22 protein-coding genes and 1 riboswitch are annotated in these 26,445 nt (G+C 71.6%); of the genes, 7 read left to right on the top strand and 15 right to left on the bottom strand.

Annotated elements, in window-relative coordinates; all coding sequences use genetic code 11:
- Window positions 1-12: 12 nt before the first annotated feature.
- From LN251_RS23415 to LN251_RS23405, 3 genes are all read right to left on the bottom strand, one after another.
- On the bottom strand, window positions 13-309 hold the full coding sequence (locus tag LN251_RS23415) for a DUF4193 domain-containing protein (RefSeq protein ID WP_005481602.1): 297 nt from the start codon (window positions 307-309) through the stop codon (window positions 13-15).
- Window positions 310-714: 405 nt separating this feature from the next.
- Window positions 715-1,953, bottom strand: a complete 1,239-nt coding sequence (locus tag LN251_RS23410) for a sensor histidine kinase (protein ID WP_458246093.1) — start codon at window positions 1,951-1,953, stop codon at window positions 715-717.
- A 6-nt stretch (window positions 1,954-1,959) separates the two neighbouring features.
- Window positions 1,960-2,613 (bottom strand): response regulator transcription factor, encoded by a 654-nt coding sequence (locus LN251_RS23405; RefSeq protein WP_003993508.1) that lies wholly within the window; start codon window positions 2,611-2,613, stop codon window positions 1,960-1,962.
- A gap of 447 nt (window positions 2,614-3,060) precedes the next feature.
- On the opposite strand from LN251_RS23405, the gene LN251_RS23400 reads away from it, so the two are divergent.
- On the top strand, window positions 3,061-3,225 hold the full coding sequence (locus LN251_RS23400) for a hypothetical protein (protein WP_174267099.1): 165 nt from the start codon (window positions 3,061-3,063) through the stop codon (window positions 3,223-3,225).
- A 140-nt stretch (window positions 3,226-3,365) separates the two neighbouring features.
- On the opposite strand, the gene LN251_RS23395 is transcribed toward LN251_RS23400, so the two are convergent.
- Both LN251_RS23395 and LN251_RS23390 read right to left on the bottom strand, forming a co-directional pair.
- A complete protein-coding gene (locus LN251_RS23395) occupies window positions 3,366-4,181 on the bottom strand; it encodes an inositol monophosphatase family protein (RefSeq protein ID WP_458246092.1) in 816 nt (271 codons plus the stop codon).
- A gap of 8 nt (window positions 4,182-4,189) precedes the next feature.
- A complete protein-coding gene (locus LN251_RS23390) occupies window positions 4,190-5,320 on the bottom strand; it encodes a ferrochelatase (RefSeq protein ID WP_458246091.1) in 1,131 nt (376 codons plus the stop codon).
- Between the two features lie 181 nt (window positions 5,321-5,501).
- On the opposite strand from LN251_RS23390, the gene LN251_RS23385 reads away from it, so the two are divergent.
- From LN251_RS23385 to sepH, 3 genes are all read left to right on the top strand, one after another.
- Window positions 5,502-6,740, top strand: coding sequence for an MFS transporter (locus LN251_RS23385; RefSeq protein ID WP_458246090.1), 1,239 nt, complete (start codon window positions 5,502-5,504; stop codon window positions 6,738-6,740).
- Window positions 6,700-8,019: a D-arabinono-1,4-lactone oxidase gene (locus tag LN251_RS23380; protein ID WP_458246089.1), complete on the top strand. Its 1,320-nt coding sequence runs from the start codon at window positions 6,700-6,702 to the stop codon at window positions 8,017-8,019. Before LN251_RS23385 ends, LN251_RS23380 begins: the two co-directional genes overlap by 41 nt.
- A gap of 411 nt (window positions 8,020-8,430) precedes the next feature.
- The gene (gene sepH / locus LN251_RS23375; protein WP_458246088.1) at window positions 8,431-9,471 is read left to right on the top strand and encodes a septation protein SepH; all 1,041 of its coding nucleotides are present in this window, start codon (window positions 8,431-8,433) and stop codon (window positions 9,469-9,471) included.
- 243 nt (window positions 9,472-9,714) lie between these two features.
- Here the strand turns inward: sepH and LN251_RS23370 are convergent, their stop codons facing one another.
- Entirely contained in the window at window positions 9,715-10,554 is an 840-nt protein-coding gene (locus tag LN251_RS23370; protein ID WP_458246087.1) for a sulfurtransferase, read from the bottom strand.
- 297 nt (window positions 10,555-10,851) lie between these two features.
- Between LN251_RS23370 and LN251_RS23365 the strand changes: the two genes are divergently transcribed.
- Entirely contained in the window at window positions 10,852-11,655 is an 804-nt protein-coding gene (locus LN251_RS23365; protein WP_458246086.1) for a VOC family protein, read from the top strand.
- 28 nt (window positions 11,656-11,683) lie between these two features.
- On the opposite strand, the gene LN251_RS23360 is transcribed toward LN251_RS23365, so the two are convergent.
- The 4 genes from LN251_RS23360 to LN251_RS23345 form a co-directional block, all read right to left on the bottom strand.
- Entirely contained in the window at window positions 11,684-12,331 is a 648-nt protein-coding gene (locus LN251_RS23360; protein ID WP_458246085.1) for a thymidine kinase, read from the bottom strand.
- A gap of 53 nt (window positions 12,332-12,384) precedes the next feature.
- The gene (locus tag LN251_RS23355) at window positions 12,385-13,629 is read right to left on the bottom strand and encodes an alkaline phosphatase family protein (protein WP_458246084.1); all 1,245 of its coding nucleotides are present in this window, start codon (window positions 13,627-13,629) and stop codon (window positions 12,385-12,387) included.
- Window positions 13,629-14,216, bottom strand: a complete 588-nt coding sequence (locus LN251_RS23350) for a DUF5998 family protein (protein WP_458246083.1) — start codon at window positions 14,214-14,216, stop codon at window positions 13,629-13,631. The genes LN251_RS23355 and LN251_RS23350 overlap by 1 nt, the downstream gene beginning before the upstream one ends.
- Window positions 14,217-14,279: 63 nt before the next feature.
- Window positions 14,280-17,108, bottom strand: a complete 2,829-nt coding sequence (locus LN251_RS23345) for a bifunctional acetate--CoA ligase family protein/GNAT family N-acetyltransferase (protein ID WP_458246082.1) — start codon at window positions 17,106-17,108, stop codon at window positions 14,280-14,282.
- A gap of 190 nt (window positions 17,109-17,298) precedes the next feature.
- Between LN251_RS23345 and LN251_RS23340 the strand changes: the two genes are divergently transcribed.
- A complete protein-coding gene (locus tag LN251_RS23340) occupies window positions 17,299-17,580 on the top strand; it encodes an HPr family phosphocarrier protein (RefSeq protein ID WP_016432192.1) in 282 nt (93 codons plus the stop codon).
- A gap of 138 nt (window positions 17,581-17,718) precedes the next feature.
- Here LN251_RS23340 and LN251_RS23335 read toward each other — a convergent pair whose 3' ends face one another.
- The 4 genes from LN251_RS23335 to LN251_RS23320 form a co-directional block, all read right to left on the bottom strand.
- Window positions 17,719-18,402, bottom strand: a complete 684-nt coding sequence (locus LN251_RS23335) for a GntR family transcriptional regulator (RefSeq protein ID WP_458246081.1) — start codon at window positions 18,400-18,402, stop codon at window positions 17,719-17,721.
- A 190-nt stretch (window positions 18,403-18,592) separates the two neighbouring features.
- Complete coding sequence (locus tag LN251_RS23330) at window positions 18,593-19,366, bottom strand: M23 family metallopeptidase (RefSeq protein ID WP_362992780.1); 774 nt, start codon at window positions 19,364-19,366, stop codon at window positions 18,593-18,595.
- 12 nt (window positions 19,367-19,378) lie between these two features.
- Window positions 19,379-19,543: riboswitch (cyclic di-AMP (ydaO/yuaA leader) on the bottom strand.
- A gap of 203 nt (window positions 19,544-19,746) precedes the next feature.
- Window positions 19,747-21,135, bottom strand: coding sequence for a M16 family metallopeptidase (locus LN251_RS23325; protein ID WP_458246080.1), 1,389 nt, complete (start codon window positions 21,133-21,135; stop codon window positions 19,747-19,749).
- Entirely contained in the window at window positions 21,132-22,526 is a 1,395-nt protein-coding gene (locus tag LN251_RS23320) for a M16 family metallopeptidase (RefSeq protein WP_458246079.1), read from the bottom strand. Before LN251_RS23320 ends, LN251_RS23325 begins: the two co-directional genes overlap by 4 nt.
- 320 nt (window positions 22,527-22,846) lie before the next feature.
- Here LN251_RS23320 and LN251_RS23315 point away from each other — a divergent pair, with 320 nt between their 5' ends.
- Window positions 22,847-25,300, top strand: coding sequence for a DNA gyrase/topoisomerase IV subunit A (locus LN251_RS23315; protein ID WP_458246078.1), 2,454 nt, complete (start codon window positions 22,847-22,849; stop codon window positions 25,298-25,300).
- Between the two features lie 10 nt (window positions 25,301-25,310).
- On the opposite strand, the gene LN251_RS23310 is transcribed toward LN251_RS23315, so the two are convergent.
- The gene (locus LN251_RS23310) at window positions 25,311-26,387 is read right to left on the bottom strand and encodes a CobW family GTP-binding protein (RefSeq protein WP_458246077.1); all 1,077 of its coding nucleotides are present in this window, start codon (window positions 26,385-26,387) and stop codon (window positions 25,311-25,313) included.
- Window positions 26,388-26,445: the final 58 nt, after the last annotated feature.

The following is a 26,445-nucleotide window of genomic DNA, read 5'->3' as shown; positions in this document are numbered from 1 at the left end:
GCCGACCCGGCCTCAGTCGCAGTCGCGGCAGATCGGCTGACCGTTCTTCTCCCGGGCCAGCTGGCTGCGGTGGTGCACCAGGAAGCAGCTCATGCATGTGAACTCGTCCTGCTGCTTGGGCAGCACCCGGACGGCCAGCTCCTCGTTGGAGAGGTCGGCTCCGGGCAGTTCGAGGCCCTCTGCGGCCTCGAACTCGTCGACGTCGACCGCCGAGGTCGACTTGTCGTTCCTCCTGGCCTTCAGCTCTTCAAGGCTGTCGGAGTCCACGTCGTCGTCGGTCTTGCGTGGGGTGTCGTAATCCGTTGCCATTTCGCTCTCCCCCTCTGGGTGTCTGCGGGTGTCTCCAGCGCACGTAACGCGTGAGAGGCCGGACTTGTGCCCGCCTCGAGGCGGAGATTTTGCCTCACATCAAGGTCTGTTACTCAATCGACACCCAATCGGACCCCTCAAGAGTGATCGGCTTGGATGGCGAACCGGACCGTACACGGTCCTTGTGCCGCACTTCAAAGGCGTCTCCACCTGTACTTCCCGTGATCAAGACACCCGAAAACCCGGATTTTCCCGGCTTTCCGGCAGCCTCCATGATCACGGGGAGTAGATGGCCGGAAAATCGCCCTTGTGATCGATCACACACGGGACCCCCTCTTCCACGGTCTTTTCCAGGTCGGAAAATTCCGCGCAAAGCGAACAGGCCCGTATGTCGGCGACATGGTCTCAGATGGGGAGCGCGACCCGCATCACCAGTCCACCCCCCTCACGAGGCTGTGCCGAGATGTGCCCACCGTGCGCGCGGGCCACCGACCGGGCGATGGAGAGGCCGAGGCCCACGCCCTTGTCGCTGCCCGTGCGCTCGGTGCGCAGCCGCCGGAAGGGTTCGAAAAGATTGTCGATCTCGTACGCGGGTACCACCGGCCCGGTGTTCGACACCACCAGAACCGCCTGGCCGTGCTGGACCTCGGTGGTGACCTCCACCCAGCCGTCCTCGGGGACGTTGTACCGCACGGCGTTCTGCACCAGGTTCAGCGCGATCCGCTCCAGCAGCACGCCATTGCCCTGGACGACGGCCGACTTCTGCTCCCCGCGGATCACCACGCCCTTGGCCTCCGCCTCCGCGTGCACCTGGTCGACCGCCTGGGCGGCCACCTCGGCGAGGTCGACGGGCTTGCGCTCGACGATCTGGTTGTCGCTGCGGGCGAGCAGCAGCAGTCCCTCCACGAGCTGCTCACTGCGCTCGTTGGTGGCCAGCAGCGTCTTGCCCAGCTGCTGCAGCTCCACCGGCGCGTGCGGGTCGGAGAGGTGGACCTCCAGCAGCGTGCGGTTGATCGCCAGGGGGGTGCGCAGCTCGTGCGAGGCGTTGCCGACGAACCGCTGCTGGGCGGTGAAGGCGCGCTGCAGCCGCTCCAGCATGTCGTCGAAGGTGTCGGCCAGCTCCTTGAGCTCGTCGTCCGGGCCGTCCAGCTCGATCCGCCGCGACAGGTCCGAACCGGCCACCGCGCGCGCGGTCCGGGTGATCCGGCCGAGCGGCGACAGCACACGGCCGGCCATGGCGTATCCGAAGGCGAAGGCGATCACGGCGAGGCCGAGGAGGGCGAGGAGGGAGCGGCTGAGGAGGTCGTCGAGGGCGTGCTGGCGCTGGGCGGCGTTGCACGCCTTCCACACCGACGGGACCTCGTCGTAGCTCGCCGAGTTGAGCTGGGGGCAGGTGGTGCTGCTGATGTTGATGTTGCTGCCGCTCACCTGGAAGGACTGGCCGTTGCCCTCGTGCAGGGCCTGTGCCGCCAGCAGATAGATGATCGACAGCAGCAGGATGCCAGCGATCAGAAACATGCCGCCGTACAGCAGCGTGAGGCGTATACGGATCGTCGGGCGCAGCCAGGGGAACGGCGGTTCGGGCTTCCTGGGGTCCCATGTGGGCTTGGGGGGCGTTGTGGGGAGTGTGGGTGTTGCAGCCATGGGGGATCAGATCCGGTAGCCCGAGCCGGGCACGGTGACGATGACGGGCGGCTCGCCCAGCTTGCGGCGCAGGGTCATCACCGTGACGCGCACGACGTTCGTGAACGGGTCCGTGTTCTCGTCCCAGGCCTTCTCCAGCAGCTGCTCGGCGGAGACGACGGCGCCCTCGCTGCGCATCAGCACCTCCAGGACGGCGAACTCCTTGGGCGCGAGCTGGACCTCCTTGCCGTCCCGGAAGACCTCGCGGCGGTTGGGGTCGAGCTTGATGCCTGCGCGCTCCAGGACCGGCGGCAGGGGGACGCTGGTGCGCCGGCCGAGGGCACGCACGCGTGCGATCAGCTCGCTGAAGGCGAAGGGCTTGGGGAGGTAGTCGTCGGCGCCGATCTCCAGGCCCTCGACCCGGTCGCTGACGTCGCCGGACGCCGTGAGCATCAGCACGCGCGTGGGCATGCCGAGTTCGACGATCTTGCGGCAGACGTCGTCGCCGTGCACCAGCGGGAGGTCGCGGTCGAGGACGACCACGTCGTAGTCGTTGACGCCGATGCGCTCCAGGGCGGCCGCGCCGTCGTACACGACGTCGACGGCCATGGCCTCCCGGCGCAGTCCGGTGGCCACCGCATCGGCGAGCAGCTGCTCGTCCTCGACGACGAGTACGCGCACGTCGTTTTCCTTCCTGTGTCCACCCGCGCAGGCCGAACCGGCGCACGACGGGCAGGGGTCTTCCGGGGTGTGTGCCTCCATCCTGCCTTTTTCGCCCGTAAGTCGGCTGTAAGGCGGGGGCGGGGTGCGCGGGGCGGTGGTGGAACGCGGGTTGTCCCCGGATGAATGACAGGTGTGGGGCACGGGAATGCGGGAGATTTTCGTCCGGTTGAGGTTTCCGTGGAAGGGACCGGGGGGAGGACGGTTCATACCCCGCGATCACGCTCTGCTTGTGCCGCAACACCATGCGGCACGGCGCAATCCGCTTTCCGCAGAGTGGGCGTGGGTGTTCGGCACGGTCGCCGCCCAGCGGGACTGTGCCGGGCACCTGATGGAGACGTGATCGCCCCTTCCGAACGGCACACCCCCGTGCCACCGACCCACCGACCCAGGACGAGGGGGCGCAGCATGGACGCATTCACCACGGGACTTCTGCAGCGCATAAAGGCGACCGAGTCCGACCTGACGCGGGCTCGTGACGAGGGCGACGACTTCCTCGTCGAGGTCGAGCAGGGCGAACTCGACGACCTGCGCCGCCTCGCCGCCGAGCACGGCGTGGAAGTCGGCGCATAGCGTCCGACCGGCCCGTGAGCGAGCGAAGGGACCCCGGCGAATCCAGCGCCGGGGTCCCTTCGCGTGCGTAAGCGCTCGGCGACCGTACGCGTGCGTGCGCACTCCGCGGGTCGTACGCGTGCTTACGCCCTCTGCGGCCCTCAGTCGTGCCAGGCGCCGAAGTCCTCCAGGAGCCGCTGGAGGGGCTCGAAGACGCCGGGGGTGCCGGCGACCGTCAGGGCGGTCGAGGGGCGTTCTCCGGGGCGTCCACCGGTCAGGGCGCCCGCTTCCCTGGCGATGAGGTCCCCCGCGCCGTAGTCCCAGGCATGCAGGCCACGCTCGTAGTAGCCGTCCAGGCGGCCCGCCGCCAGGTCGCACAGGTCGACCGCGGCCGAGCCGCCGCGGCGGATGTCGCGGAGCAGGGGGATGAGCCGGGCGGCCACCTCGGCCTGGTGGGTGCGGACCTCGGCGACGTAGTTGAAGCCGGTGGAGACCAGGGCCTGGTCCAGGGGCGGGGCGGGGCGGCAGGTCAGGGCGCGTTCGCCCGCCCATGCGCCCGTGGCCCACGCGCCGCCGCCGCGCACCGCGTGGAAGGTCTCGCCGCGCATGGGGACCGCCACGACCCCGACGACCGTCTCGCCGTCCCGTTCGGCGGCGATGGACACCGACCAGGTCGGCAGCCCGTAGAGGTAGTTGACGGTGCCGTCCAGGGGGTCGATCACCCAGCGCACGCCGCTGGTGCCCGGGGTGTCGGCGCCCTCCTCGCCGAAGAAGCCGTCGTCGGGGCGACGGGCGGAGATCAGGTCGGTGATCAGCTTCTCCGCCGCGATGTCCATCTCGGTGACGACGTCGATCGGGCTCGACTTGGTCCGCGCGACCGCCAGGTCGGCCGGACGGCCGTCCCGCAGGAGGTCGCCCGCCCGGCGGGCCGCCTCCCGGGCCAGGTCGAGGAGTTCCTGGTGCAGGGCGTCGCTCACGGGGCTCCTCACGCGTAGGGGCTGTCGACGCCGGCGGCGGCCGGCTTGGGGGCACGGGCGGGGCAGCAGCCGACCGGGCACAGGTCGTGGCTCGCGCCCAGGCGGCCGAGCGCGCAGGGGGTGGGCTGCTCGCCGCGCTCCGTGGCCGCGCGCTCCAGGATCAGGTCGCGGACGGCGGCGGCGAAGCGCGGGTCGGCGCCGACCGTGGCCGAGCGGCGCATGGGCAGGCCGAGTTCCTCGGCCTTGGCCCTGGCCTCCGTGTCGAGGTCGTAGAGGACCTCCATGTGGTCCGAGACGAAACCGATGGGGGCGATGACGACGGCCGGTGCGCCCGATGCGTGCAGGGTCTGCAGGTGGTCGCAGATGTCCGGCTCCAGCCACGGGATGTGCGGGGCCCCGGAACGCGACTGGTAGACGAGCTTCCACGGGTGCTCGACGCCGGTGCGCTCGCGGACGGCGTCGGCGATCAGGGACGCCACCTCCAAATGCTGCGCCACGTACGCGCCGCCCTCGCCGTGGCCCTCGACCGGGCCGGAGGTGTCCGCGGAGGCCGTGGGGATCGAGTGGGTCGAGAACGCGATGTGGGAGCCCTCGCGGACGGCCTGCGGCAGCTCGTCCAGCGCGCGGAGGACGCCCTCGATCATGGGCTGCACGAAGCCCTCGTGGTTGAAGTAGTGGCGCAGCTTGTCGACCCGGGGCAGCTCGTCGAGCCCCTCGGCCTCGAGGGTGGCCAGGGCGTCGGCCAGGTTCTCGCGGTACTGGCGGCAGCCCGAGTACGACGCGTAGGCGCTGGTGGCCAGGACCAGGATGCGGCGGTGGCCGTCGGCGGTCATCTCGCGCAGGGTGTCGGTCAGGTACGGGGCCCAGTTGCGGTTGCCCCAGTAGATCGGCAGGTCCAGGCCGTGGTCCGCGAAGTCCTTGCGCAGGGCGTCCAGCAGCGCACGGTTCTGGTCGTTGATGGGACTGACCCCGCCGAACAGGAAGTAGTGTTCGCCGACCTCCTTCAGCCGTTCCCTGGGGATGCCCCGGCCGCGGGTGACGTTCTCCAGGAACGGGATCACGTCGTCCGGGCCTTCGGGACCACCGAAGGACAGCAGGAGCAGGGCGTCGTAAGGGGTGGCGTCGAGCACGTCTCGCATGGGTCGAATCCTGTCATCCGGTACTGACAGCCGGGAAACGGCGGGGTGTCGGGCCGGGTTCCCGATCTGCCGGGAGGGGTGCGAACGGGCGTACGACTTGTAAGCTGTATCGGCTGTGTACGCGCCTTACGCCGTTCCGCCTCTCCTCCCGCACTCCCCTTCCGCCCGACCGGAGCCCGCCGTGCCGAGTCCCTACCGCGCCCTGTTCGCCGCACCCGGTACCAGACGCTTCTCCGCCGCGGGCTTCCTCGGCCGGATGCCGCTGTCCATGATGGGCATCGGTGTCGTCACGATGATCTCGCAGATCAGCGGGCGGTACGGCCTCGCGGGCGCCCTGTCGGCCACCATCGCGCTGGCCGCCGCGGCCATCGGGCCGCAGATATCGCGCCTGGTGGACCAGTTCGGGCAGCGGCGGGTGCTGCGGCCGGCCACGCTGGTCGCCCTCGCGGCGGCCGCCGGGCTGCTGCTGGCCGTCTCGTTCGGCGGACGGGACTGGGTGCTGTTCGTGTGCGCCGCCGGGATCGGCTCCGTACCGAGCCTCGGGGCGATGGTCCGGGCCCGGTGGGCGACCCTGTACCGCGGCACCCCGCTGCTGCACACCGCGTACTCGTTCGAGTCGGTGGTCGACGAGATGTGCTTCATCCTCGGGCCGATCATCTCCATCGGGCTGTCGACCGCGTGGTTCCCGGAGGCCGGGCCCCTGCTGGCGGCCTGTTTCCTGGCGGTCGGCGTCTTCTGGCTGACCGCGCAGCGGAGCACCGAGCCGGAGCCGCACCCCCGGGCCAGGCACGGTGGCGGGTCGGCGCTGCGCTCGCGTGGGCTGCAGGTTCTCGTCGCCACGTTCGTGGCGACCGGGGCGATCTTCGGAGCGGTGGACGTGGTGACCGTGGCCTTCGCCGACGAGCGGGGCCACAAGGGGGCCGCGAGTGTCGTGCTCGCCCTGTACGCGGCCGGATCCTGCGTCGCGGGAATCGTGTTCGGGCTGCTGCGTTTCGCAGGAGCCCCACAGCGTCGCTGGCTGCTGGGCATATGCGCGATGGCCGTGAGTATGATCCCCCTCCTACTGGTCGGAAACTTGCCGTTTCTGGCCGTGGCGCTCTTCGTCGCGGGCCTGTCCATCGCTCCCACGATGATCACGACGATGTCCCTGATCGAAGAGCACGTACCACGCGCGCAGTCGACCGAGGGCATGACCTGGATCAGCACCGGGCTCGCGGTCGGCGTCGCGCTCGGCTCCTCCGTGGCAGGCTGGGTCATCGACGCGGCCGGCGCGCGGGCCGGGTACGGGGTTCCGGCGGTGTCCGGGGCCGTCGCGGTCGCGGTCGGTTTCCTGGGGTACCGCCGGCTCAGCAGGCCGGCTCCGCGTCGGGGAGGCACCGTTGAGCAGCACAGCGAGCGGGAAGAACGGCACGTGGCGTAACTGGGGCGGCAATGTCGCCTCCCGCCCCGCGCGGGAGGTCACGCCCGCCTCCGTCGAGGAGCTGGTGGCGGCCGTGCGGCAGGCCGCGGAGGACGGGCTGACCGTGAAGCCGGTCGGTACCGGGCACTCCTTCACGTCCATCGCGGCCACCGACGGTGTGTTGATCCGCCCTCAACTGTTGACCGGTATCCGCAAGATCGATCGCGATGCCATGACCGTCACGGTGGAGGCCGGCACCCCGCTCAAGAGACTCAATATGGCGCTCGCGCGCGAGGGGCTCTCCCTCACGAACATGGGCGACATCATGGAGCAGACCGTCTCCGGCGCCACCAGCACCGGCACCCACGGCACGGGACGCGACTCGGCCTCCATCGCCGCGCAGATCAAGGGACTGGAGCTGGTCACCGCCGACGGATCGGTGCTCACCTGCTCCGAGAAGGAGAACCCGGAGGTCTTCTCGGCCGCCCGGATCGGCCTGGGCGCCCTCGGCATCGTCACGGCGATCACCTTCGCCGTGGAGCCGGTCTTCCTGCTCACGGCGCGCGAGGAACCGATGCCCTTCGACCGGGTCCTCGCCGACTTCGACGCCCTGTGGGCCGAGAACGAGCACTTCGAGTTCTACTGGTTCCCGCACACCGGCAGCACCAACACCAAGCGCAACAACCGCAGCGCGGGTCCCGAGAAGCCGGTCGGCCGGATGGCGGGCTGGTTCGAGGACGAGTTCCTCTCCAACGGCGTCTTCCAGGCGGCCCAGTGGGTCGGCCGGGCGGTGCCGGCCACCGTCGCGACGATCGCCCGGGTCTCCAGCAAGGCCCTGTCCGCGCGCACGTACACCGACATTCCCTACAAGGTCTACACATCGCCGCGCCGGGTGCGGTTCGTGGAGATGGAGTACGCCGTTCCGCGCGCGGCCCTGACCGAGACGCTGCGCGAGCTGAAGGCGATGCTCGACCGCTCCGACCTGAGGGTCAGCTTCCCGGTCGAGGTGCGCACCGCGCCCGCCGACGACATCACCCTGTCCACCGCGTCGGGCCGCGACAGCGCCTACGTCGCCGTCCACATGTTCAAGGGCACGCCCTATCAGGCGTACTTCACGGCCGCCGAGCGCATCTTCACCGCGCACGAGGGACGCCCGCACTGGGGCAAGGTGCACACGCGGGACGCCGAGTACTTCGCCGGCGTCTACCCCCGCTTCGGCGAGTTCACCGCACTGCGGGACCGGCTCGACCCGGACCGGCGGTTCCAGAACGACTACCTGCGAAGGGTGTTGGGCGCGTAGGACGGCCGAAGCCATTGGTTCCGTTTCCGGCGGTTACGTGAAGTACGCCACGTTCAAGATCTCGAAAACGGGCAACGGGCGGTCAACTCCGGTCCGTTGCCAGAAGTTGGGTGGCGCGCCAATCCACGCACGTGGTCCGGATGGAGTACTGTTGCGAGCCCTGGGTCCGGTCTCCCGCCAGGGCGTCCGGGGCTTGAAGGACCGCCGGGAGGGGGCTAGTTGCACAGGGTGACGGAGTTGGTCACTTAGCGTTGCGAATAGGTAACCGTGCCATAACGGCGATCCAGGGCCCGTGCCCGACACGCCGGGCAACTCGGCAAGGTTGTGGCAGGCTGCACCCGGGCAGGCCACACTCGACTAGCGGAAGCAGCGACGCACGTGACGTCGGCAGGCACCACCCGGGAGGTCCCCATGCCCGAACTGCGTGTCGTGGCCGTCTCCAATGACGGCACACGGCTGGTGCTGAAGGCTGCCGACTCAACGGAGTACACGCTGCCGATCGACGAGCGGCTGCGCGCCGCCGTCCGCGGTGACCGGCCCCGCCTCGGACAGATCGAGATCGAGGTCGAAAGCCATCTCCGCCCCCGCGACATCCAGGCGCGTATACGCGCCGGTGCCACCGCGGAAGAGGTCGCCCAGCTCGCAGGCATCCCCGTCGACCGGGTACGGCGCTTCGAGGGCCCGGTCCTCGCCGAGCGCGCGTTCATGGCCGAGCGGGCCAGGAAGACACCCGTCCGCCGCCCCGGTGAGAACGCCGGACCTCAGCTCGGCGAGGCCGTGCAGGAGCGGCTGCTGCTGCGCGGCGCGGAGAAGGACACCGTGCAGTGGGACTCCTGGCGCCGCGACGACGGCACCTGGGAGGTCCTGCTGGTCTACCGGGTCGCGGGTGAACCGCACTCGGCGAGCTGGACGTACGACCCGCCCCGGCGGCTCGTCCAGGCCGTCGACGAGGAGGCGCGCTCGCTGATCGGCGAGTCCGACGACCTCGCCGCGCCGGAGCCCAGCTTTCCCTTCGTCCCGCGCATCGCACGGCTGCCGCGCGACCGTCCGCTGGACCGTGCCCTGGACCGGCCGAGTCTGCCGGCCCAGGCGTCCGAGCCCGCCGAGGAGGTCACGGCGGGCGAACGGGACTCTCTGACCAGCCTGTTGGAGGCGGTGCCGAGCTTCCGCGGCGACCTGGTGGTCCCGGAGCGCCCGTCGGACACCTCGCCTCCGGAGGAGGAGCCGCCCGCCGTCGAGCCCGAGGCGGAGGAGCCGCCGGCCCCCGCGGCCTCGGCCGGTTCCGCCTACGCGGACGTTCTCATGCCCCGCTCCGTCGGCAGCCACCGCGACCGCCTGATCGGCGCGACGGACCGGCAGGCGGAGGCCGACGGCGTCCGCCCCGGCCGCCGGGCCGCGGTCCCGAGCTGGGACGAGATCGTGTTCGGGACGCGGCGCAAGAAGCAGGAGTAACCGGCTGTACGGCGGTTGACGCCGACTCAGCACGCGAAGAGGCCCGCACCGCCACCGGCGCGGGCCTCTCGGGGTTCCGCACGGCGATCGCCAGGACCAGCCCGGCCGGCCACGCCGGCGACCGGAGATCAGGGCTCACCGCGGCGCGACCGGCTGTCGAGAGCCGCTGCGCCAGGGGCCGACGGCGCCCGGCCGCCGGAAGCGACCGGGTTTTGTGGCCCCACCGCGGCCAGCCGTCAACGGCTACTGCGGATCCGGCCCCACCGCCACCGGCCGGTTCGGATTCGACGACCACTCCGACCAGGAACCGACGTACAGCGCCGCCGGAATCCCCGCCACCGCCAGGGCGAGTACCTCGTGCGCCGCCGAGACACCCGAGCCGCAGTACACGCCGACGTCCGAACCACCGCCCGCGCCGAGGGACTTGAACCGCTCGGCCAGCCGCTCGGCGGGCAGGAAGCGACCGTCCGTACCGACGTTGTCGTTCGTCGGCGCCGACACCGCCCCCGGGATGTGCCCGCCGATCCGGTCGATCGGCTCCACCTCGCCCCGGTACCGCTCCCCCGCCCGCGCGTCGAACAGCACCCCGGAGCGCGCCAGCGCCGCCGCGCCGTCGGCGTCCAGCAGCCCCGCCTCACCCGGCACCGGCTCGAAGTCGCCTTCCGCGGGCGCCGGAGTGGTCGTCTGGAGTTCGCCCTCCCATGTCGGCAACCCGCCGTCGAGGACCCGCACGTCCGGGTGACCCGTCCAGCGCAGCAACCACCATGCGCGGGCCGCAGCCCAGCCGAGTCCGCCGTCGTACACGACCACCGGCGTCCCCGCCGAGACACCGGCCCGGCGCATGGCGGCGCCGAAGACGTCGAGGTCGGGCAGCGGGTGCCGGCCGCGCTCGTCGGGCGCGGCGGCCAGCTCCGCGTCCAGGTCGACGTACACGGCACCGGGGATGTGCCCGGCCGCGTACTCGGCCCGGCCGTCGAAGGGCGCCTGGGCGAGGCTGAGCTGCCAGCGGACGTCGAGCAGGACCGGCGGGTGGTCGCCCTTGAGATCGCTCGCGAGTTCGGAGGCGGAGATGATGGCGTTCATGGCCCCCATCCTCGCGCACGGGGTGGCCGCGTCGTCCATGTCCGGCTACTCTGCTCCGCCGGGCAGGCCCGATCACGAGGCGTACGGGTTCGGGCACATGCTGTACAGCGGATCGACATCGGTCGGCACAGCGCGCGAACCGGCGGGAAGCCGTACACCCGGCATGCTCCGGACACGGGGCCCGGCGTGGCGAGCGCGCCCGCGGCGCGCGGCACCGCGGGTGGTGCGAGCATCGGCACGGGGATCCGGGAAACGGACGCGACACGGCCACCGCGAGGGGTCGAGGAGAGAGTGACGATGACGGAGGCACGGGAGTCGGCCGGTCCGAACGACGGGACGCGGGCCGGGCACAGACCGGGTACGCCCTGCTGGGTGAGTCTGATGGTGCACGGGCTGGCGGCGACCGAGGAGTTCTACGGTGCGCTGTTCGGCTGGGAGTTCGAACCGGGCCCGCATCAGCTCGGCCCCTACGTGCGGGCCCTGCTGGACGGCTACGAGGTCGCCGGCATGGGCCAGCTGCCCGCGGACCGTCACCTCCCCATCGCCTGGACGCCGTATCTCGCCTCGGACGACGTGGACCTGACCGCGGAGACGGTACGGCTGTGCGGCGGCACGGTCGGGGTGGGCCCGCTGGACGCGGCCGAGGCGGGCCGGATGGCGATCGGCTCCGACCCCTCCGGCGCGGTCTTCGGGATCTGGCAGGGCGCCGCCCATGGCGGCACGGCCCTCACCGGCGTGCCCGGCACGCCCGCGTGGAACGAACTGGTCACCTACGAGACGGCCGGCGTGGCCAAGTTCTACGAGACGGTCTTCGGCTACGAGGAGGTACCGGTCGTCTCCGCGGACTTCGACTACGTCACCCTGCACATCGACGGCCGCCCGGTCGCCGGCCTGCACGGCGTCGGGAACGCCCTCCCCCGGGACCGGGGTCCGCACTGGATGACGTACTTCGAGGTGGCCGACGCGGACGAGGCGGCGGCCCGGGTGACCGCACTCGGCGGGCACGTCCTCAAGCCGCCCAAGGACAGCGTCCACGGCCGGGTGGCGACGGTGGCGGACCCGGAGGGGGCGCTGTTCTCCCTGCTCCAGAGCCCCAGCTGACCGATCGCGAGGGCGGACCGCGCCCGGGTCAGGCCGGGGAGACCGGCAGTACGTCCGGGGACAGGGCCGCCGCTCGTGCCGTGGCCGCCGTCATGCGGCGGCGGTGGTGACGGCGGCACAGGACCTCGTAGCCGACGGCATCGGCCTGGTTGACGTCGCCGACGACCACCTGGGCGCCCTCGACGACCATCTCGCCGCCTATCGTGCGGGCGTTGTGGGTGGCGCGGGCGCCGCACCAGCACAGCGCCTCGACCTGCAACACCTCGACACGGTCGGCGAGTTCGACCAGCCGCTGGGAGCCGGGGAAGAGCTTGGAGCGGAAGTCGGTCGTGATGCCGAAGGCGTAGACGTCCAGGCCCAGGTCGTCGACGACGCGGGCGAGCTGGTCGATCTGCTCCGGGGCGAGGAACTGGGCCTCGTCGGCGATGATGTAGTCCGCGCGGCCGCCCTGCGAGAGGTGGTCGACGAGATGGGCGTAGAGGTCCTGGCCGTCCTCGACCTCCACCGCGTCCGTGACCAGGCCGAGCCGCGAGGAGAGCTTGCCCTCTCCGGCGCGGTCGTCACGCGTGAAGATCATGCCCGCCAGGCCGCGCGCGGAGCGGTTGTGCTCTATCTGCAGAGCCAGCGTGGACTTCCCGCAGTCCATCGTTCCGGAGAAGAACACCAGCTCGGGCATGGGAGGTCGAGCACCTTTCGGCGGGCGGGTCGGCGGGAGGGTGGGGCGCGGCTTCAGGAGCGTACTTCGAGCAGGGGGATCAGCTGTTCGGCAGGCGTCATCGAGCCGTGGTTGCCGACCATCGCCGACTCCTTCGGCTCCCGCTCGGAGGCGATGATCAGGACGTCGTCGCGGGCGGCAGCCACGACGTCGCCGATGCGGGCGCGGACGCGGTCGTCGATGTGCGGGCCGAACCAGCCCGCCGCGATCGCCTCCTCCCGCGAGGCCACCCAGAACTGCTCGCCGAGCACCTCGCGCCAGCACGTCAGCACGTCGTTCTCGGCGCCGGGGACGGCGTAGACGTGACGGGCGCGGCCCTCGCCGCCCAACAAGGCGACTCCGGCGCGCAGTTCCCAGTCCTCGTCGAAGTCGATGCGGTGCTCTTCGTCGAAGGGCACGTCGATCATGCCGTGGTCGGCGGTGACGTACAGCGCGGTGCGCGGCGGGAGTTGCTCGGCCAGCCGCTGCACGAGCCGGTCGACGTGCATGAGCTGGCCGCGCCAGGTGTCGGAGTCGACGCCGTAGCGGTGGCCCGCGCCGTCGAGTTCGGCGTAGTACGTGTAGACCAGGGAGCGGTCGCCGGCGGCGAGCTGTTCGGCGGCGAGGTCCATGCGGTCCTCACCGGACAGCCGCCCGTGGAACGTGCCGCCGCTGAGCGCGACCTTGGTCAGCGGCGTGTTCTCGAAGGTCGGGGAGGACACCTGGGCCGCGTGCACGCCCGCCCGGTGGGCGAGCTGGAAGATCGTCGGGTACGGCTGCCAGGCCTGTGGTGGCGTCCACGGCTGCCAGCGCAGCTGGTTCATCAGCTCGCCGGTCTCGGGGTTGCGGGCGGTGTAGCCGGGCAGACCGTGCGCGCCCGGGGGCAGGCCGGTGCCGACGGAGGCGAGGGATGTCGCGGTGGTCGCCGGGTAGCCGGTGGTCAGGGGACGGCCGGTGCCGCCGCGCGAGCTCCCGAGCAGCGAGGTCATGAAGGGCGCCTCGTCCGGGTGCGCCTTCAGCTGCTCCCAGCCCAGGCCGTCGACCAGGAACACGCAGTTGCGGTCGGCGGGGGCCAGCTCGGTGATCGCGGCCGTCGTGTCCGGTACGCCCATGCCGGCGGCCAGGGTGGGCAGCAGGTCGGCGAGGGAGCCGCTGCCGTACTCAGGCAGGGGCGCGGAGGCGACGGAGAGGGGTTCGGGGTGGGCGTCCCAGGGAGCGTGAGGAGGTGTGGGCGCGGAGCGCCCTCGGTCATGGGCGGCGGGGGGCGGCGGGTGGGCCATCAGCCGGCGGTGTCCGCGGTCGCCTCGGAGAGCGACTGGGCGAAGACCAGCGCCTGGCGCACCGTCTCCGGGCCGTCGCCGGCCTCGCTGACGCGCAGGCTGAGGTCGTCTGCCGTGGAGTTGCCCGTGTAACCGTGGTCGGCCTCGCAGTTGGGGTCGCCGCAGGCGGCCGGTTCGAGGTCGATTCGGGAGACGGCGCCCCAGCCGATGGTGAGGACGACCTCGCGGGGCAGGGTGCCCGGCGTGTACTGCTCCGGGTTGGCGACCACCCGGCTGACCACGACGGAGGAGATCCGGCCGAGCTTCACGGACTCGGTGGAGGTCGTGGCGTAGGGCGTCGGGGAGGTGCTGTCGGCGGCCTGCTCGTCGGTGTGGCTGACGATGAAGCGGTTGCCGGTGAGGACGAGCACGGTGACGTGCCGGCGCACCTCGTTCTGGTCGAACGTCGTCTCCTGGTGGACCAGGTACGACCGGATGGGCTCGCCGCCCACGGCGGCCTCCACCGCCTCGGCCACGAGGGCCGGGTAGTAGCCGCTGCGCTCGATCGCCGCTCGCAGCCCCTGGGTCGTCGTACTGGTCTTGGCCATGACGTCCATCCTACGGTGGCGCGTCGCCTGCGAGGCACCGCTCAGGCCGTCCGGGTGTGCGTCTCAGTAGACGGGGAGCGTGCGCGGGCCGAGGTCGTCACGGGCGGGCGGGGGCGCCAGGCGGACGGAGGCGCCGAGAACGCTCAGGCCGTGGGGGGCGACGACGACGGGCTCCAGGGTGACCGCGACGACCTCCGGGTGGTCGTCGACCAGCCGGGACAGCCGCAGCAGCAGTTCCTCCAGCGCAGGCGTGTCGACGGGGGTGGAGCCGCGCCAGCCGAACAGCAGGGGTGCCGTCCGGATCGACCGGACCAGGGAGGCGGCCTCCCGGTCGGTGACCGGGACCAGCCGGTGCGCCATGTCGCCGAGCAGCTGGGAGGCCGGTCCGGCCAGGCCGAACGAGACGACGGCCCCGGCCGCCGGGTCGATGACGGCCCGAACGACGGTGTCCACACCGCGGGGCGCCATCGCCTGCACCACCGGGCGCAGCTCCTCGGGCTCGCCGAACAGCTCCGTCAACTCGGCGTACGCCCGCCGCAGTTGCTCCTCGTCCGCGAGGTCGAGGCGGACGCCGCCCAGGTCGGCCCGGTGGCGCAGGTGCGGGGCGGTGGCCTTGAGGGCGACGGGGTAGCCGATGCCGTCGGCGGCCCGGACGGCGTCGTCCGGGGTGAAGGCGGGCACGGCCCTGCGTACGTCGATGCCGTACCGGCCGAGGAGCTGGTGCGTCTCCCCGGTGCCGAGGGTGAGGCCCTGCCCGCGCGCGAGCAGGCCGTCGATCTGCTCGGCGGCGCCCTTCTCGTCGATGTCGTCGTACTCGGGCACCCTGCCGGGCTCGGTGGCCTCGCGCCGCCACTGGGCGTAGTGCACGGCTTCGGCCAGGGCCCGTACGGCCCGCTCGGCGGCGGGGTAGGCGGGGATGAGGCGGGATTCCGCCGGGGCGCCGGTGGCGGGGGCCGGCTGGGTGGTGGGGGGCAGCATCTGGGAGGGGCGCAGCCGGGCGCCGGAGGGGGTGCTCGAACCGGTCTGGGGTGCGGTGCTCGTCGCGGCGGACAGGGCTTGGGCGAGTCCGCCGAGCTCCACGTGGACCACCAGCACGGGCTTGCCGGGGACGGCCTGGGCGGCCGAGCGCAGTGCTTCGGCCAGCTCCGCGTCGCCCGGGGAGGCCTCCCCGATGGCGGGGATCGCCGTCACCACGACCGCGTCGCAGGAGTCGTCCTCCAGCGCGTGCAGCAGCGCCGTGTGGAAGTCGGCGGCGGAGGCCTCGGTGGTCAGATCCAGGGGGCGCTGGGGCCTGAGGCCCTCGGCGAGGCAGGCGTCGTAGGTGAGCAGGCCGAGCGACTCGGAGTTGCCGAGGATCGCCACCCGGGGTCCGGCGGGCAGCGGCTGGCGGGCGAGCAGCAGTCCGGCGTCGACGAGTTCGGTGATGGTGTCGACGCGGATGACGCCGGCCTGCCTGAGCAGCGCGGAGACCGTGGCGTGCGGCAGCCGGGTGGCGCGTACGGCGTGGCCCTGCGGCGCCGAACCGGCGCCCTGGACGACGACCAGCGGTTTGGCGGCCGCCGTGCGCCGCGCGAGGCGGGTGAACTTGCGGGGGTTGCCGATGGACTCCAGGTACATGAGGACGACGTCGGTGTCCGGGTCGTCGTACCAGTACTGGATGAGGTCGTTGCCGGAGACGTCGGCACGGTTGCCGGAGGAGACGAAGGTGGACACGCCGGTCACGCCGGTGACGCCGCCGCCGCGCCGGTGCAGCCGGGACAGCAGGGCGATGCCGATGGCGCCGGACTGGGCGAACAGGCCGATGCGGCCGGGGCGGGGCATCTGGGGGGCGAGGGAGGCGTTGAGCCGTACCTGCTCGGAGGTGTTGATGACGCCGAAGGCGTTCGGGCCGATGAGCCGCATGCCGTACGTGCGCGCGTGCCGGACGAGTTCGCGCTGGCGCTCGCGTCCCTCGGGGCCGCTCTCGGCGTACCCGGCGGAGATCACGACGAGCCCCTGCACGCCGTGTTCGCCGCACTCGGTGACGACCTGGGGGACGTGCTCGGCGGGCACGGCGACCACGGCGAGGTCGACGGGGCCGTCGATGTCGCGCACCGAGCGGTGGGCGGGGACGCCGTCGAGGTCCTTGAGGTCCTCGGGGAAGGCGGCGTTGACGGCGTGGAGGCGCCCGGCGTAACCGGCGTCTTGGATGTTGTCGAGAAGGCTGCGCCCCACTCCCCCTGGCGCGCGGCCGGTGCCGACGACGGCGACGGAGCCGGGTGCCAGCAGGCGCCGTACGGAACGGCCTTCGGCGCGCTGCTCACGCGCGCGTTGCACGGCGACGGAGCGGTCGGTGGGTTCGAGGTCGAACTCCAGGCGGACGACGCCGTCCTCGAAGTGGCGCTTCTGGGTGTACCCGGCGTCCGTGAACACCTTGATCATCTTGGTGTTGGCGGGCAGCACCTCGGCGGCGAAGCGGCGGATGCCCCGCTCGCGGGCGACGGCGGCGATGTGCTCGAGGAGGGCGGAGGCCACACCGCGGCCCTGATGGGCGTCCTGGACGAGGAAGGCGACCTCGGCCTCGTCGGCGGGCGCGGACGCGGGCGTTCCGTCGGCGCCGATGCGGTCGTAGCGTACGGTGGCGATGAACTCGCCGCCGACCGTGGCCGCGAGTCCCACCCGGTCCACAAAGTCGTGGTGCGTGAAGCGGTGGACGTCCTTGGCGGACAGGCGAGGGTAGGGCGCGAAGAAGCGGTAGTACTTCGACTCGTCCGAGACCTGCTCATAGAAGCTGACGAGGCGATCTGCGTCATCGACGGTGATGGGGCGGATGCGCGCGGTGCCGCCGTCGCGCAGCACCACGTCGGCCTCCCAGTGGGCGGGGTACTCGTGCCGGTCCGGCGTGGTCTGCATGGGCCCCAGAGTACGGCTCGCGTCCGACAGCGGCGCGAGGCAGTCTGTGTCAGAACCGAAGAGGACGTGCGTCGGGCCGAGGCCGCGGCCCGACCGCCCATCCCGGAACGGAACGTGAGGACCGCTCCGGAGACACTTCACGTGTGGGAAACTGGTCTAGACAACCCTGAACACCGAAGGGCAGCATCACATGGCTGAGCGCCGCGTCAACGTCGGCTGGGCCGAGGGCCTCCACGCCCGCCCCGCTTCCATCTTCGTCCGGGCCGCCACGGCCGCAGGTATCCCGGTGACGATCGCCAAGGCCGACGGCAACCCCGTCAACGCGGCCTCCATGCTGGCGGTCCTGGGCCTGGGCGCCCAGGGCGGCGAGGAGATCGTCCTCGCCTCCGACGCCGAGGGCGCGGACGCCGCCCTCGACCGGCTGGCCAAGCTGGTCTCCGAGGGACTCGAGGAGCTTCCCGAGACCGTCTGATCGCGGCACCGCCGAAGGGCTCGTCCGAATTACCGGGCGGGCCCTTCGCATTTCCGGTGCCGGTGTCGGTAATTCTCGACGACGGGCAGCATGAAATAGCCCCCCGGAATTCTCTGCTCTTTGTATACGGCGTTCGTGTTAATGCCGCAGGCCCGACATGTTTACGGCATGTTGCGAGTTCCTCACACCGTTCGCGCCGCCGTACCGCAGCCGGTGCGCGGCGGTCGAGCGCTCGGCGTGCAGGGTCGTGATCGCCCGCGCGCGCTCGGCGTCGCCCCGGGCCACGGCGTCGACGATCGCGCCGTGCTCCGCCCAGGACTCCACGGGGTTGGCCGGCGCGTCCACCACGTACATCCAGGCGATCTTGTGGCGCAGCTGGGTCAGCATCGACGTCAGGGCGGGGCTGCCGCAGGCCTGGGCGAGCGTCTCGTGGAACCAGCTCCCCAGGGAGCGCAGGTCCTCGCTGCCGCCCCTCCTGGCCCGCTCCTGGCCCAGTCTGACCAGGCCGCGCAGGACCTTGAGGTGGGCCTCGGTGCGCCGCTGGGCGGCCCGGGACGCGCCCAGCGGCTCCAGCAGCATGCGCATCTCCAGCAGGTCGGCGGCCTCCTGCTCGGTCGGCTCCGCCACGCACGCGCCCGCGTGCCGGCGGGTCACCACGAAGCCCTCGGCCTCCAGGGTGCGCAGGGCCTCGCGGACGGGGACGCGTGAGACGCCGTAGCGACGGGCGAGGAGTTCCTCGGTGAGACGGCCGCCACGCTCGTGGACACCCGCGACGATGTCGTCCCGGATGGCCGTGCACACCGAGTGCGCCGGAATACGCATGACCGACCTCCGTCTTAATCCCCGTGAAACGTCGACGATTGACGTTGTGTCCAGCGACTCTATTGCAGTGAGCCGGAATTTCCGACGGCGGGCCGGAATCCATGGATATTTTTTGGACACGGGGGCGACAGAAACGACGAAAACCCCGGCTCGGGGGAGCCGGGGTCCTCTCAGTCCGTGGGGGACGTCGTCAGACGTTCACGCCGTGCGAGCGCAGGTACGCGACGGGGTCGATGTCCGAGCCGTAGTCGGGGGTCGTACGGGCCTCGAAGTGCAGGTGCGGTCCGGTGGTGTTGCCGGTGGAGCCCGAGAGCCCGATCTGCTGGCCGGTGACGACCTTCTGGCCGACGGAGACGCCGATGGACGACAGGTGGCCGTACTGGGTGTACGTCCCGTCGTTCATCCGGATCACGATCTGGTTGCCGTAGGCCCCGCCCCAGCCGGTCTGGACGACCGTGCCGTAGCCCACGGCGTGGACCGACGTGCCGCTCGCGGCGTGGAAGTCGATGCCGGTGTGGCTGCCGGAGGACCACAGGGAGCTGCTGGCCTTGTAGCCCGTGGAGACGTAGGAGCCGGAGATCGGCGCGACGAAGGAGTTCAGGCGCTTGCGCTCGGCCTCCCGGGCGGCGCGCTCCTTGGCCTCGCGCTCCTTCTTGGCGAGCGCCTCGGCCTTCTTGCGCGCGGCTTCCTCGGCGGCCTTCTTTCGGGCGGCCTCCTCGGCGGCCTGCTTCTGGGCCTCGGCCTGCGCGTCGATCTTCTCGGCGATCGAGTCGCCGATGGTGATGACGGGGGTGAAGCCGGTCTGCTCGACGGCGTCGACGGAGTTGTCGGCGGCGAGCGCGGGGGCCGCGAGGGCGCCGATGACACCGGTGGTGGCGAGGGCCGCGACGCCGGCGACCTGGGCGGTGGAACGCTTGATGCGGCTGGGACGACGGTGCTTCCCGGTGGCGCACATGAACGCCATGTACAGGCTGGTCCTTTCCTTCCCTCTCGCCTACCGGGTTAGCTGACGGGTTCGGAGCAGGAAGGTCTCCTACGGACCCCCTCGCGGCTCGCGCGGGCGTCCGATTCACCCCAGGGACTACGGTGGGTCCCCGGCTCCCCTGGCTCGCGCCGTACGGGGACTCGGCGATGACTGCCCGGTGCCGCGGATGCGGCGCGGTGCCTGACGGACAGCCCGGATGAAGCTAAGCGGGGCGCCTTTCAATTCCCAAACGGAACGCGGCTTTTGTAGCGCATCCCACAGGGCACATGGGCATCTCTCCTTCAATTCCGCGCCAATTCGGACATAGAAGGGCCCTGGTGACAGGTCGGTCACCAGGGCCCGTCCACGCGCGCGTGCCGCTACTCGGCGGAAACCACGGTCACTTCACCGATGCCGAGCGCCTCCACCGGCTCCTTGATCTGCGCCGCGTCGCCGACGAGGACGGTCACCAGACGGTCCACCGGGAACGCGCTCACCACCGCCGCGGTGGCCTCCACCGTGCCGGTCGAGGCGAGCTGCTGATACATCGTCGCCTGGTAGTCGTCGGGCAGGTGCTGCTCGACCTGGTCGGCCAGCGTGCTCGCGACCGCCGCGGCCGTCTCGTACTTCAGCGGCGCCACGCCCACGAGGTTCTGCACGGCGACGTCGACCTCGGCGTCGGTGAGGCCGCCCTCGGCGAGCGTGCGCAGCACCTTCCAGAGGTCGTCGAGCGCCGGGCCGGTGTTCGGGGTGTCGACGGAGCCGCTGATGGCGAGCATCGACGCGCCCGTGCCGTCCGGCGCGGACCGGAGGACCTGCCCGAACGCGCGCACACCGTAGGTGTAGCCCTTCTCCTCGCGCAGGACGCGGTCCAGGCGGGAGGTGAGGGTGCCGCCGAGGCAGTACGTGCCGAGCACCTGCGCCGGCCACACCCGGTCGTGCCGGTCAGGGCCGACGCGGCCGATGAGCAGCTGCGTCTGGACGGCGCCGGGACGGTCCACGATGATCACGCGCCCGGTGTCGTCGGCGGTGACCGGCGGCACGGGACGCGACTCGGCCCGGGAGCCCGTCCAGGCGCCCAGGGTCTCCCCGAGCAGGGCGTCGAGGTCGATGCCGGTGAGGTCGCCGACGACGACCGCGGTGGCCGTCGCGGGCCGCACATGGCGGTCGTAGAAGGCGCGTACGGCGGCCGCGTCGATCTTCTCGACGGTCTCCTCGGTGCCCTGGCGCGGGCGGGACATGCGCGAGGCCGCCGGGAACAGCTCCTTGGAGAGCTCCTTCGCGGCGCGGCGGGAGGGGTTGGCCAGCTCGTGCGGGATCTCGTCCAGGCGGTTGCGCACCAGCCGCTCGACCTCGCCGTCGGCGAAGGCGGGCGCCCGGAGGGCGTCGGCGAGCAGGCCGAGCGCCTTGGCCAGACGGGAGACCGGCACTTCGAGGCTGAGGCGGACGCCGGGGTGGTCGGCGTGCGCGTCGAGGGTGGCGCCGCAGCGCTCCAGCTCGGCGGCGAACTCCTCGGCGGAGTGCTTGTCGGTGCCCTCGGAGAAGGCGCGCGCCATGATCGTGGCGACACCTTCGAAGCCGGCCGGCTCGGCCTCCAGGGGCGCGTCCAGGAGGACCTCGACGGCGACGAGCTGCTGGCCGGGGCGGTGGCAGCGCAGCACGGTCAGGCCGTTGCCGAGCGCCCCGCGCGTGGGCGCCGGGAACGCCCACGGCCTGGCCTCGCCGGCCTGGGGCTGCGGGTGGAACTCCATCGTGGCGAGCTCGCTCACTTGGCCGCCTCCTGGTTCTTGTCGCCGGCTTCGACCGTGGCCTCGGCCTCGGGGTCTTCGGGGGGATCCGCGTCCTCGGCGACCCCTCCGGAGACGGGCTCGTAGACGAGCACCGCGCGGTTGTCGGGCCGCAGGCGGGCCTTGGCGATCTCCTGCACCTCCTGGGGAGTGATCTCCAGAACGCGCCGGACGGCGGTCAGGGCGAGCTGCGGGTCGCCGAACAGGACGGCGAAGCGGCACAGTTCGTCGGCGCGGCCCGCGACCGTGCCGAGCCGGTCCAGCCACTCGCGCTCCAACTGCGCCTGCGCGCGCTCCATCTCCTCGCTCGTGGGGCCCTCGGCGGCGAACCGGGCGAGCTCCTCGTCGATGGCGGCCTCGATGACCGGCACCTCGACGTCACCGGACGTCTTCACGTCCAGCCAGCCCAGCGAGGGCGCCCCGGCCAGGCGCAGCAGGCCGAAGCCGGCCGCGACGGCCGTACGGTCGCGCCGTACGAGCCGGTTGTAGAGGCGGGAGGACTCACCGCTGCCGAGGACCGTCAGCGCCAGGTCGGCGGCGTCGCACGCGCGCGTGCCGTCCTGCGGCAGCCGGTAGGCGGCCATCAGGGCGCGCGCCGGGACCTCCTCCTCGACAACCTCGCGCAGCTGCTCGCCGATGATGTCGGGGAGCGTGCCGTCGCGGGGCGCGGGCTTGCCGTCGTGCCCGGGGATGGAGCCGAAGTACTTCTCGACCCAGGCGAGCGTCTGCTCGGGGTCGATGTCGCCGACGACCGACAGGACGGCGTTGTTGGGCGCGTAGTACGTGCGGAAGAACGCGCGCGCGTCCTCCAGGGTCGCCGCGTCCAGGTCGGCCATCGAGCCGATCGGGGTGTGGTGGTAGGGGTGGCCCTCGGGGTAGGTGAGCGCGGTGAGCTTCTCGAACGCCGTGCCGTACGGCACGTTGTCGTAGCGCTGCCGGCGTTCGTTCTTGACGACGTCCCGCTGGTTGTCCATGGACTCCTCGTCCAGGGCGGCGAGCAGGGAGCCCATGCGGTCGGCCTCCAGCCAGAGGGCGAGCTCCAGCTGGTGGGTCGGCATGGTCTCGAAGTAGTTGGTCCGCTCGAAGCTCGTCGTGCCGTTGAGCGAGCCGCCGGCACCCTGCACCAGCTCGAAGTGGCCGTTGCCCTTGACCTGGCCCGAGCCCTGGAACATCAGATGCTCGAAAAGGTGAGCCAGGCCGGTACGGCCCTTGACTTCGTGGCGCGAGCCGACGTCGTACCAGAGGCACACCGCCGCGACCGGGGTCAGGTGGTCCTCGGAGAGCACCACGCGCAGGCCGTTGGCCAGGCGGTGCTCGGTCGCTGTCAGGCCCCCGGTGCCTGCCTGGTCTGTGGCCGTGTGACCCATGGGCATGTACGTCCCTTCGATCGCGGATGCGGTGCTGGAAACCGCTGTTTTCCTGCCGGTCCTGCCACTGTATGCAAGCGGGCGGACCGGCGGCGAAGTTCCCGGACGACGTACGCCCACAGCGGATCGCGTAGCCTGCGGGCAGCCGCGGCGAGGGCGACCCCGCCCGCGCCGGGCCGGACCGCCGACACCGGGTCCTGGCCCGGGTTGTCAGTGCCGCGGTCCACAATGGTCGCGTCAGATCCCGTTCATGCTTCAGCAAGCGTGAGCCGAAGGGGCCGTGAGCGACCCGTAGGCGAGCGACCAGAAAAGAGGAGCCGGCAGCGATGGCCCGCCGCAGCACGAAGACCCCGCCGCCCGACGACTCGTTCGAGGAGCGCATCCTCGACATCGACGTCGTCGACGAGATGCAGGGCTCCTTCCTCGAGTACGCGTACTCGGTCATCTACTCCCGCGCCCTGCCCGACGCCCGTGACGGCCTGAAGCCGGTGCACCGCCGCATCGTCTACCAGATGAACGAGATGGGCCTGCGCCCCGACCGCGGCTATGTGAAGTGCGCGCGCGTGGTCGGCGAGGTCATGGGCAAGCTGCACCCGCACGGCGACGCGTCGATCTACGACGCCCTGGTGCGCATGGCACAGCCCTTCTCCATGCGTGTGCCCCTGGTCGACGGCCACGGCAACTTCGGCTCGCTCGGCAACGACGACCCGCCGGCCGCCATGCGGTACACCGAGTGCCGCCAGGCGCAGGCGACGAGCCTGATGACGGAGTCGATCGACGAGGACACGGTCGACTTCGCGCCCAACTACGACGGCCAGGAGCAGGAGCCGGTCGCCCTCCCTGCCGCCTTCCCGAACCTGCTGGTCAACGGCGCGTCGGGCATCGCGGTCGGCATGGCGACCAACATGCCGCCGCACAACCTCGGCGAGGTGATCTCGGCCGCCCGCCATCTGATCCGCTACCCGAACGCGGATCTCGAGACCCTGATGAAGCACGTCCCCGGTCCCGACCTGCCCACCGGCGGCCGCATCGTCGGCCTCTCCGGCATCCGGGACGCGTACGAGACCGGCCGCGGCACCTTCAAGATCCGCGCCACGGTCGAGGTCGACACCGTCACCGCCCGCCGCAAGGGCCTGGTCGTCACCGAACTGCCCTTCACGGTCGGCCCCGAGAAGGTCATCGCCAAGATCAAGGATCTCGTCGGCTCGAAGAAGATCCAGGGCATCGCCGACGTCAAGGACCTCACCGACCGCCAGCACGGCCTGCGCCTGGTCATCGAGATCAAGAACGGCTTCGTGCCGGAGGCCGTACTGGAGCAGCTCTACAAGCTGACGCCGATGGAGGAGTCCTTCGGCATCAACAACGTCGCCCTGGTGGACGGCCAGCCCCTCACGCTCGGCCTCAAGGAGCTGCTCGAGGTCTACCTCGACCACCGCTTCGACGTGGTGCGCCGCCGCAGCGAGTTCCGCCGCACCAAGCGCCGCGACCGCCTGCACCTGGTGGAGGGCCTGCTCACCGCCCTGGTCGACATCGACGAGGTCATCCGCCTGATCCGCTCCAGCGAGAACAGCGCGCAGGCGAAGGAACGCCTGATGGAGCGGTTCTCGCTGTCGGAGACCCAGACCCAGTACATCCTCGACACCCCGCTGCGCCGCCTGACCAAGTACGACCGCATCGAGCTGGAGGCGGAGAAGGAGCGGCTCAACGCGGAGATCGCGGAGCTGACCCGGATCCTGGAGTCCGACAGCGAACTGCGCAAGCTGGTCTCCTCCGAACTGGCCGTGGTGGCCAAGAAGTTCGGCACCGACCGGCGCACGGTCCTGCTGGAGTCCTCGGGCGCCCCGGCGGCCGTGCCGTTGCAGGTCGCGGACGACCCCTGCCGGGTGCTGCTCTCCTCGACGGGCCTGCTGGCCCGTACGGCGAACGGCGAGCCGTTCCCGGCGGACGCCGAGGGCCGGCGGGTCAAGCACGACGTGATCGTCTCGGCGGTGCCCGCCACGGCCCGCGGCGAGATCGGCGCCGTCACCTCGGCCGGCCGGCTGCTGCGGATCAACGTCGTCGACCTGCCGCAGCTGCCGGAGACGGCATCGGCGCCGAACCTCTCCGGCGGGGCGCCGGTCACCGAGTTCGTGTCCCTGGAGGGCCACGAGACGGTGGTCTGCCTGACCACGCTCGACGAGTCCTCCCCCGGTCTCGCGCTCGGCACCGAGCAGGGCGTCGTCAAGCGTGTGGTGCCCGACTACCCGTCCAACAAGGAGGAGTTGGAGGTCATCACGCTCAAGGACGGCGACCGGATCGTCGGCGCGGTGGAGCTGCGCACCGGCGAGGAGGACCTGGTCTTCATCACGGACGACGCCCAGCTGCTGCGCTACCAGGCCTCCCAGGTCCGCCCGCAGGGCCGTCCGGCGGGCGGCATGACGGGCATCAAGCTGGCCGACGGCGCGAAGGTCATCTCCTTCACGGCCGTGGACCCGGCGGTGGACGCGATGGTCTTCACGGTCGCGGGCTCGCGCGGCACGCTCGACGACTCGGTCCAGACGACGGCCAAGCTCACGCCGTTCGACCAGTACCCGCGCAAGGGCCGCGCCACCGGCGGTGTGCGCTGCCAGCGGTTCCTGAAGGGCGAGGACTGCCTGTCCCTGGCCTGGGCGGGCGCCGTCCCGGCCAAGGCGGCGCAGAAGAACGGCACCCCGGCCGACCTCCCGGACGTCGACCCGCGCCGCGACGGCTCGGGCGTGTCCCTGCCGAAGACGGTGGCGGTGGTGGCGGGGCCGGCCTAGGACACACGCCCTAGACCGGCGGGTCCGCGAACTCGCCCTCCGGATCCTGTACGTAGCGCAGGACGCCCCACATGCCGTGCTCGTCGGCGGTGTGCGGGGCGTCGCTCTCGCACGCCTTCAGCTCCTTGCCGAGGGCGGGCGCGTCGATGCCCGAGCCGATGAGGACGAGCTGGGTGAGGCGGGGATTCCCGGGCTGCCACGGCTCGGGGTAGAAGCGCAGGAAACGCCCCACGGCGTGCACGGCGTACCGGTTGCGGACGTCGTGCGCGCCGAAGTCGACGTAGCCCTTGATGCGGTAGAGCCCTTCGGGTCTGCTGTCGAGGAACTGCATCAACAGCCGCGGGTCCATGGGCACTTCGGAGCTGAAGGCGAGGCTGTCGTAGGCGGCGTGCAGGTGCGTGCCGTGGTCGTCCCGTCGGTGGTCGTGCTGGTGGTCGTGCAGGTCGTCGAAGGAGAGCTGTCCGATGCGTTCCTCGGCGGGCCTGCAGTCGAAGAGGAACTCGGGGTCGATACGGCCGTAGGAGGCGGGCACGACGGCGGCGCGGTCGACGAGGGACCGCACCAGTCCGAGGACCCGGTCGCCGTCCGCGGCGCGGTCGAGCTTGTTGACGACGACGAGGTCGGCGAGGGCGAGATGCCGGTCGATCTCGGGGTGCCTGGCCCGGGTGTCGTCGAACTCTGTGGCGTCGACGACCTCGACGAGACCGCCGTAGACGATGTCCGGGTGCTCGCTGGCGAGCACCATCCGCACCAGCTCCTGCGGCTCGGCCAGCCCGCTGGCCTCGATGACGATGACGTCGATGCCGGTGGAGGGGGCGGCGAGCTTCGCCAGGTAACCGTCCAGCTCGCCGACGTCGACGGCGCAGCAGAGGCACCCGTTGCCGAGGGAGACGGTGGAGTCGCCGAGCGCACCGGCGACGGCCATCGCGTCGATCTCGATGGCGCCGAAGTCGTTGACGAGAGCGCCGATACGGCTGCCGCCGCTGCGGTGCAGGAGGTGGTTGAGGAGGGTGGTCTTGCCGGCTCCCAGGAATCCGGCGAGACCGACGACCGGGATCTGCCGGATGCCAGAGCTCGGCTGACTCAACGTGCGACCTCTTTCGCGCTGCTGTGCGCCGGAGCGTGATCTCGGCACACGTACGAGC

The sequence above is a fragment of the Streptomyces sp. MAI_2237 genome (assembly GCF_054189285.1).
The sequence above is the reverse complement of the archived record's forward strand: the minus strand, read 5'-3'. Positions and strand labels throughout refer to the sequence as shown.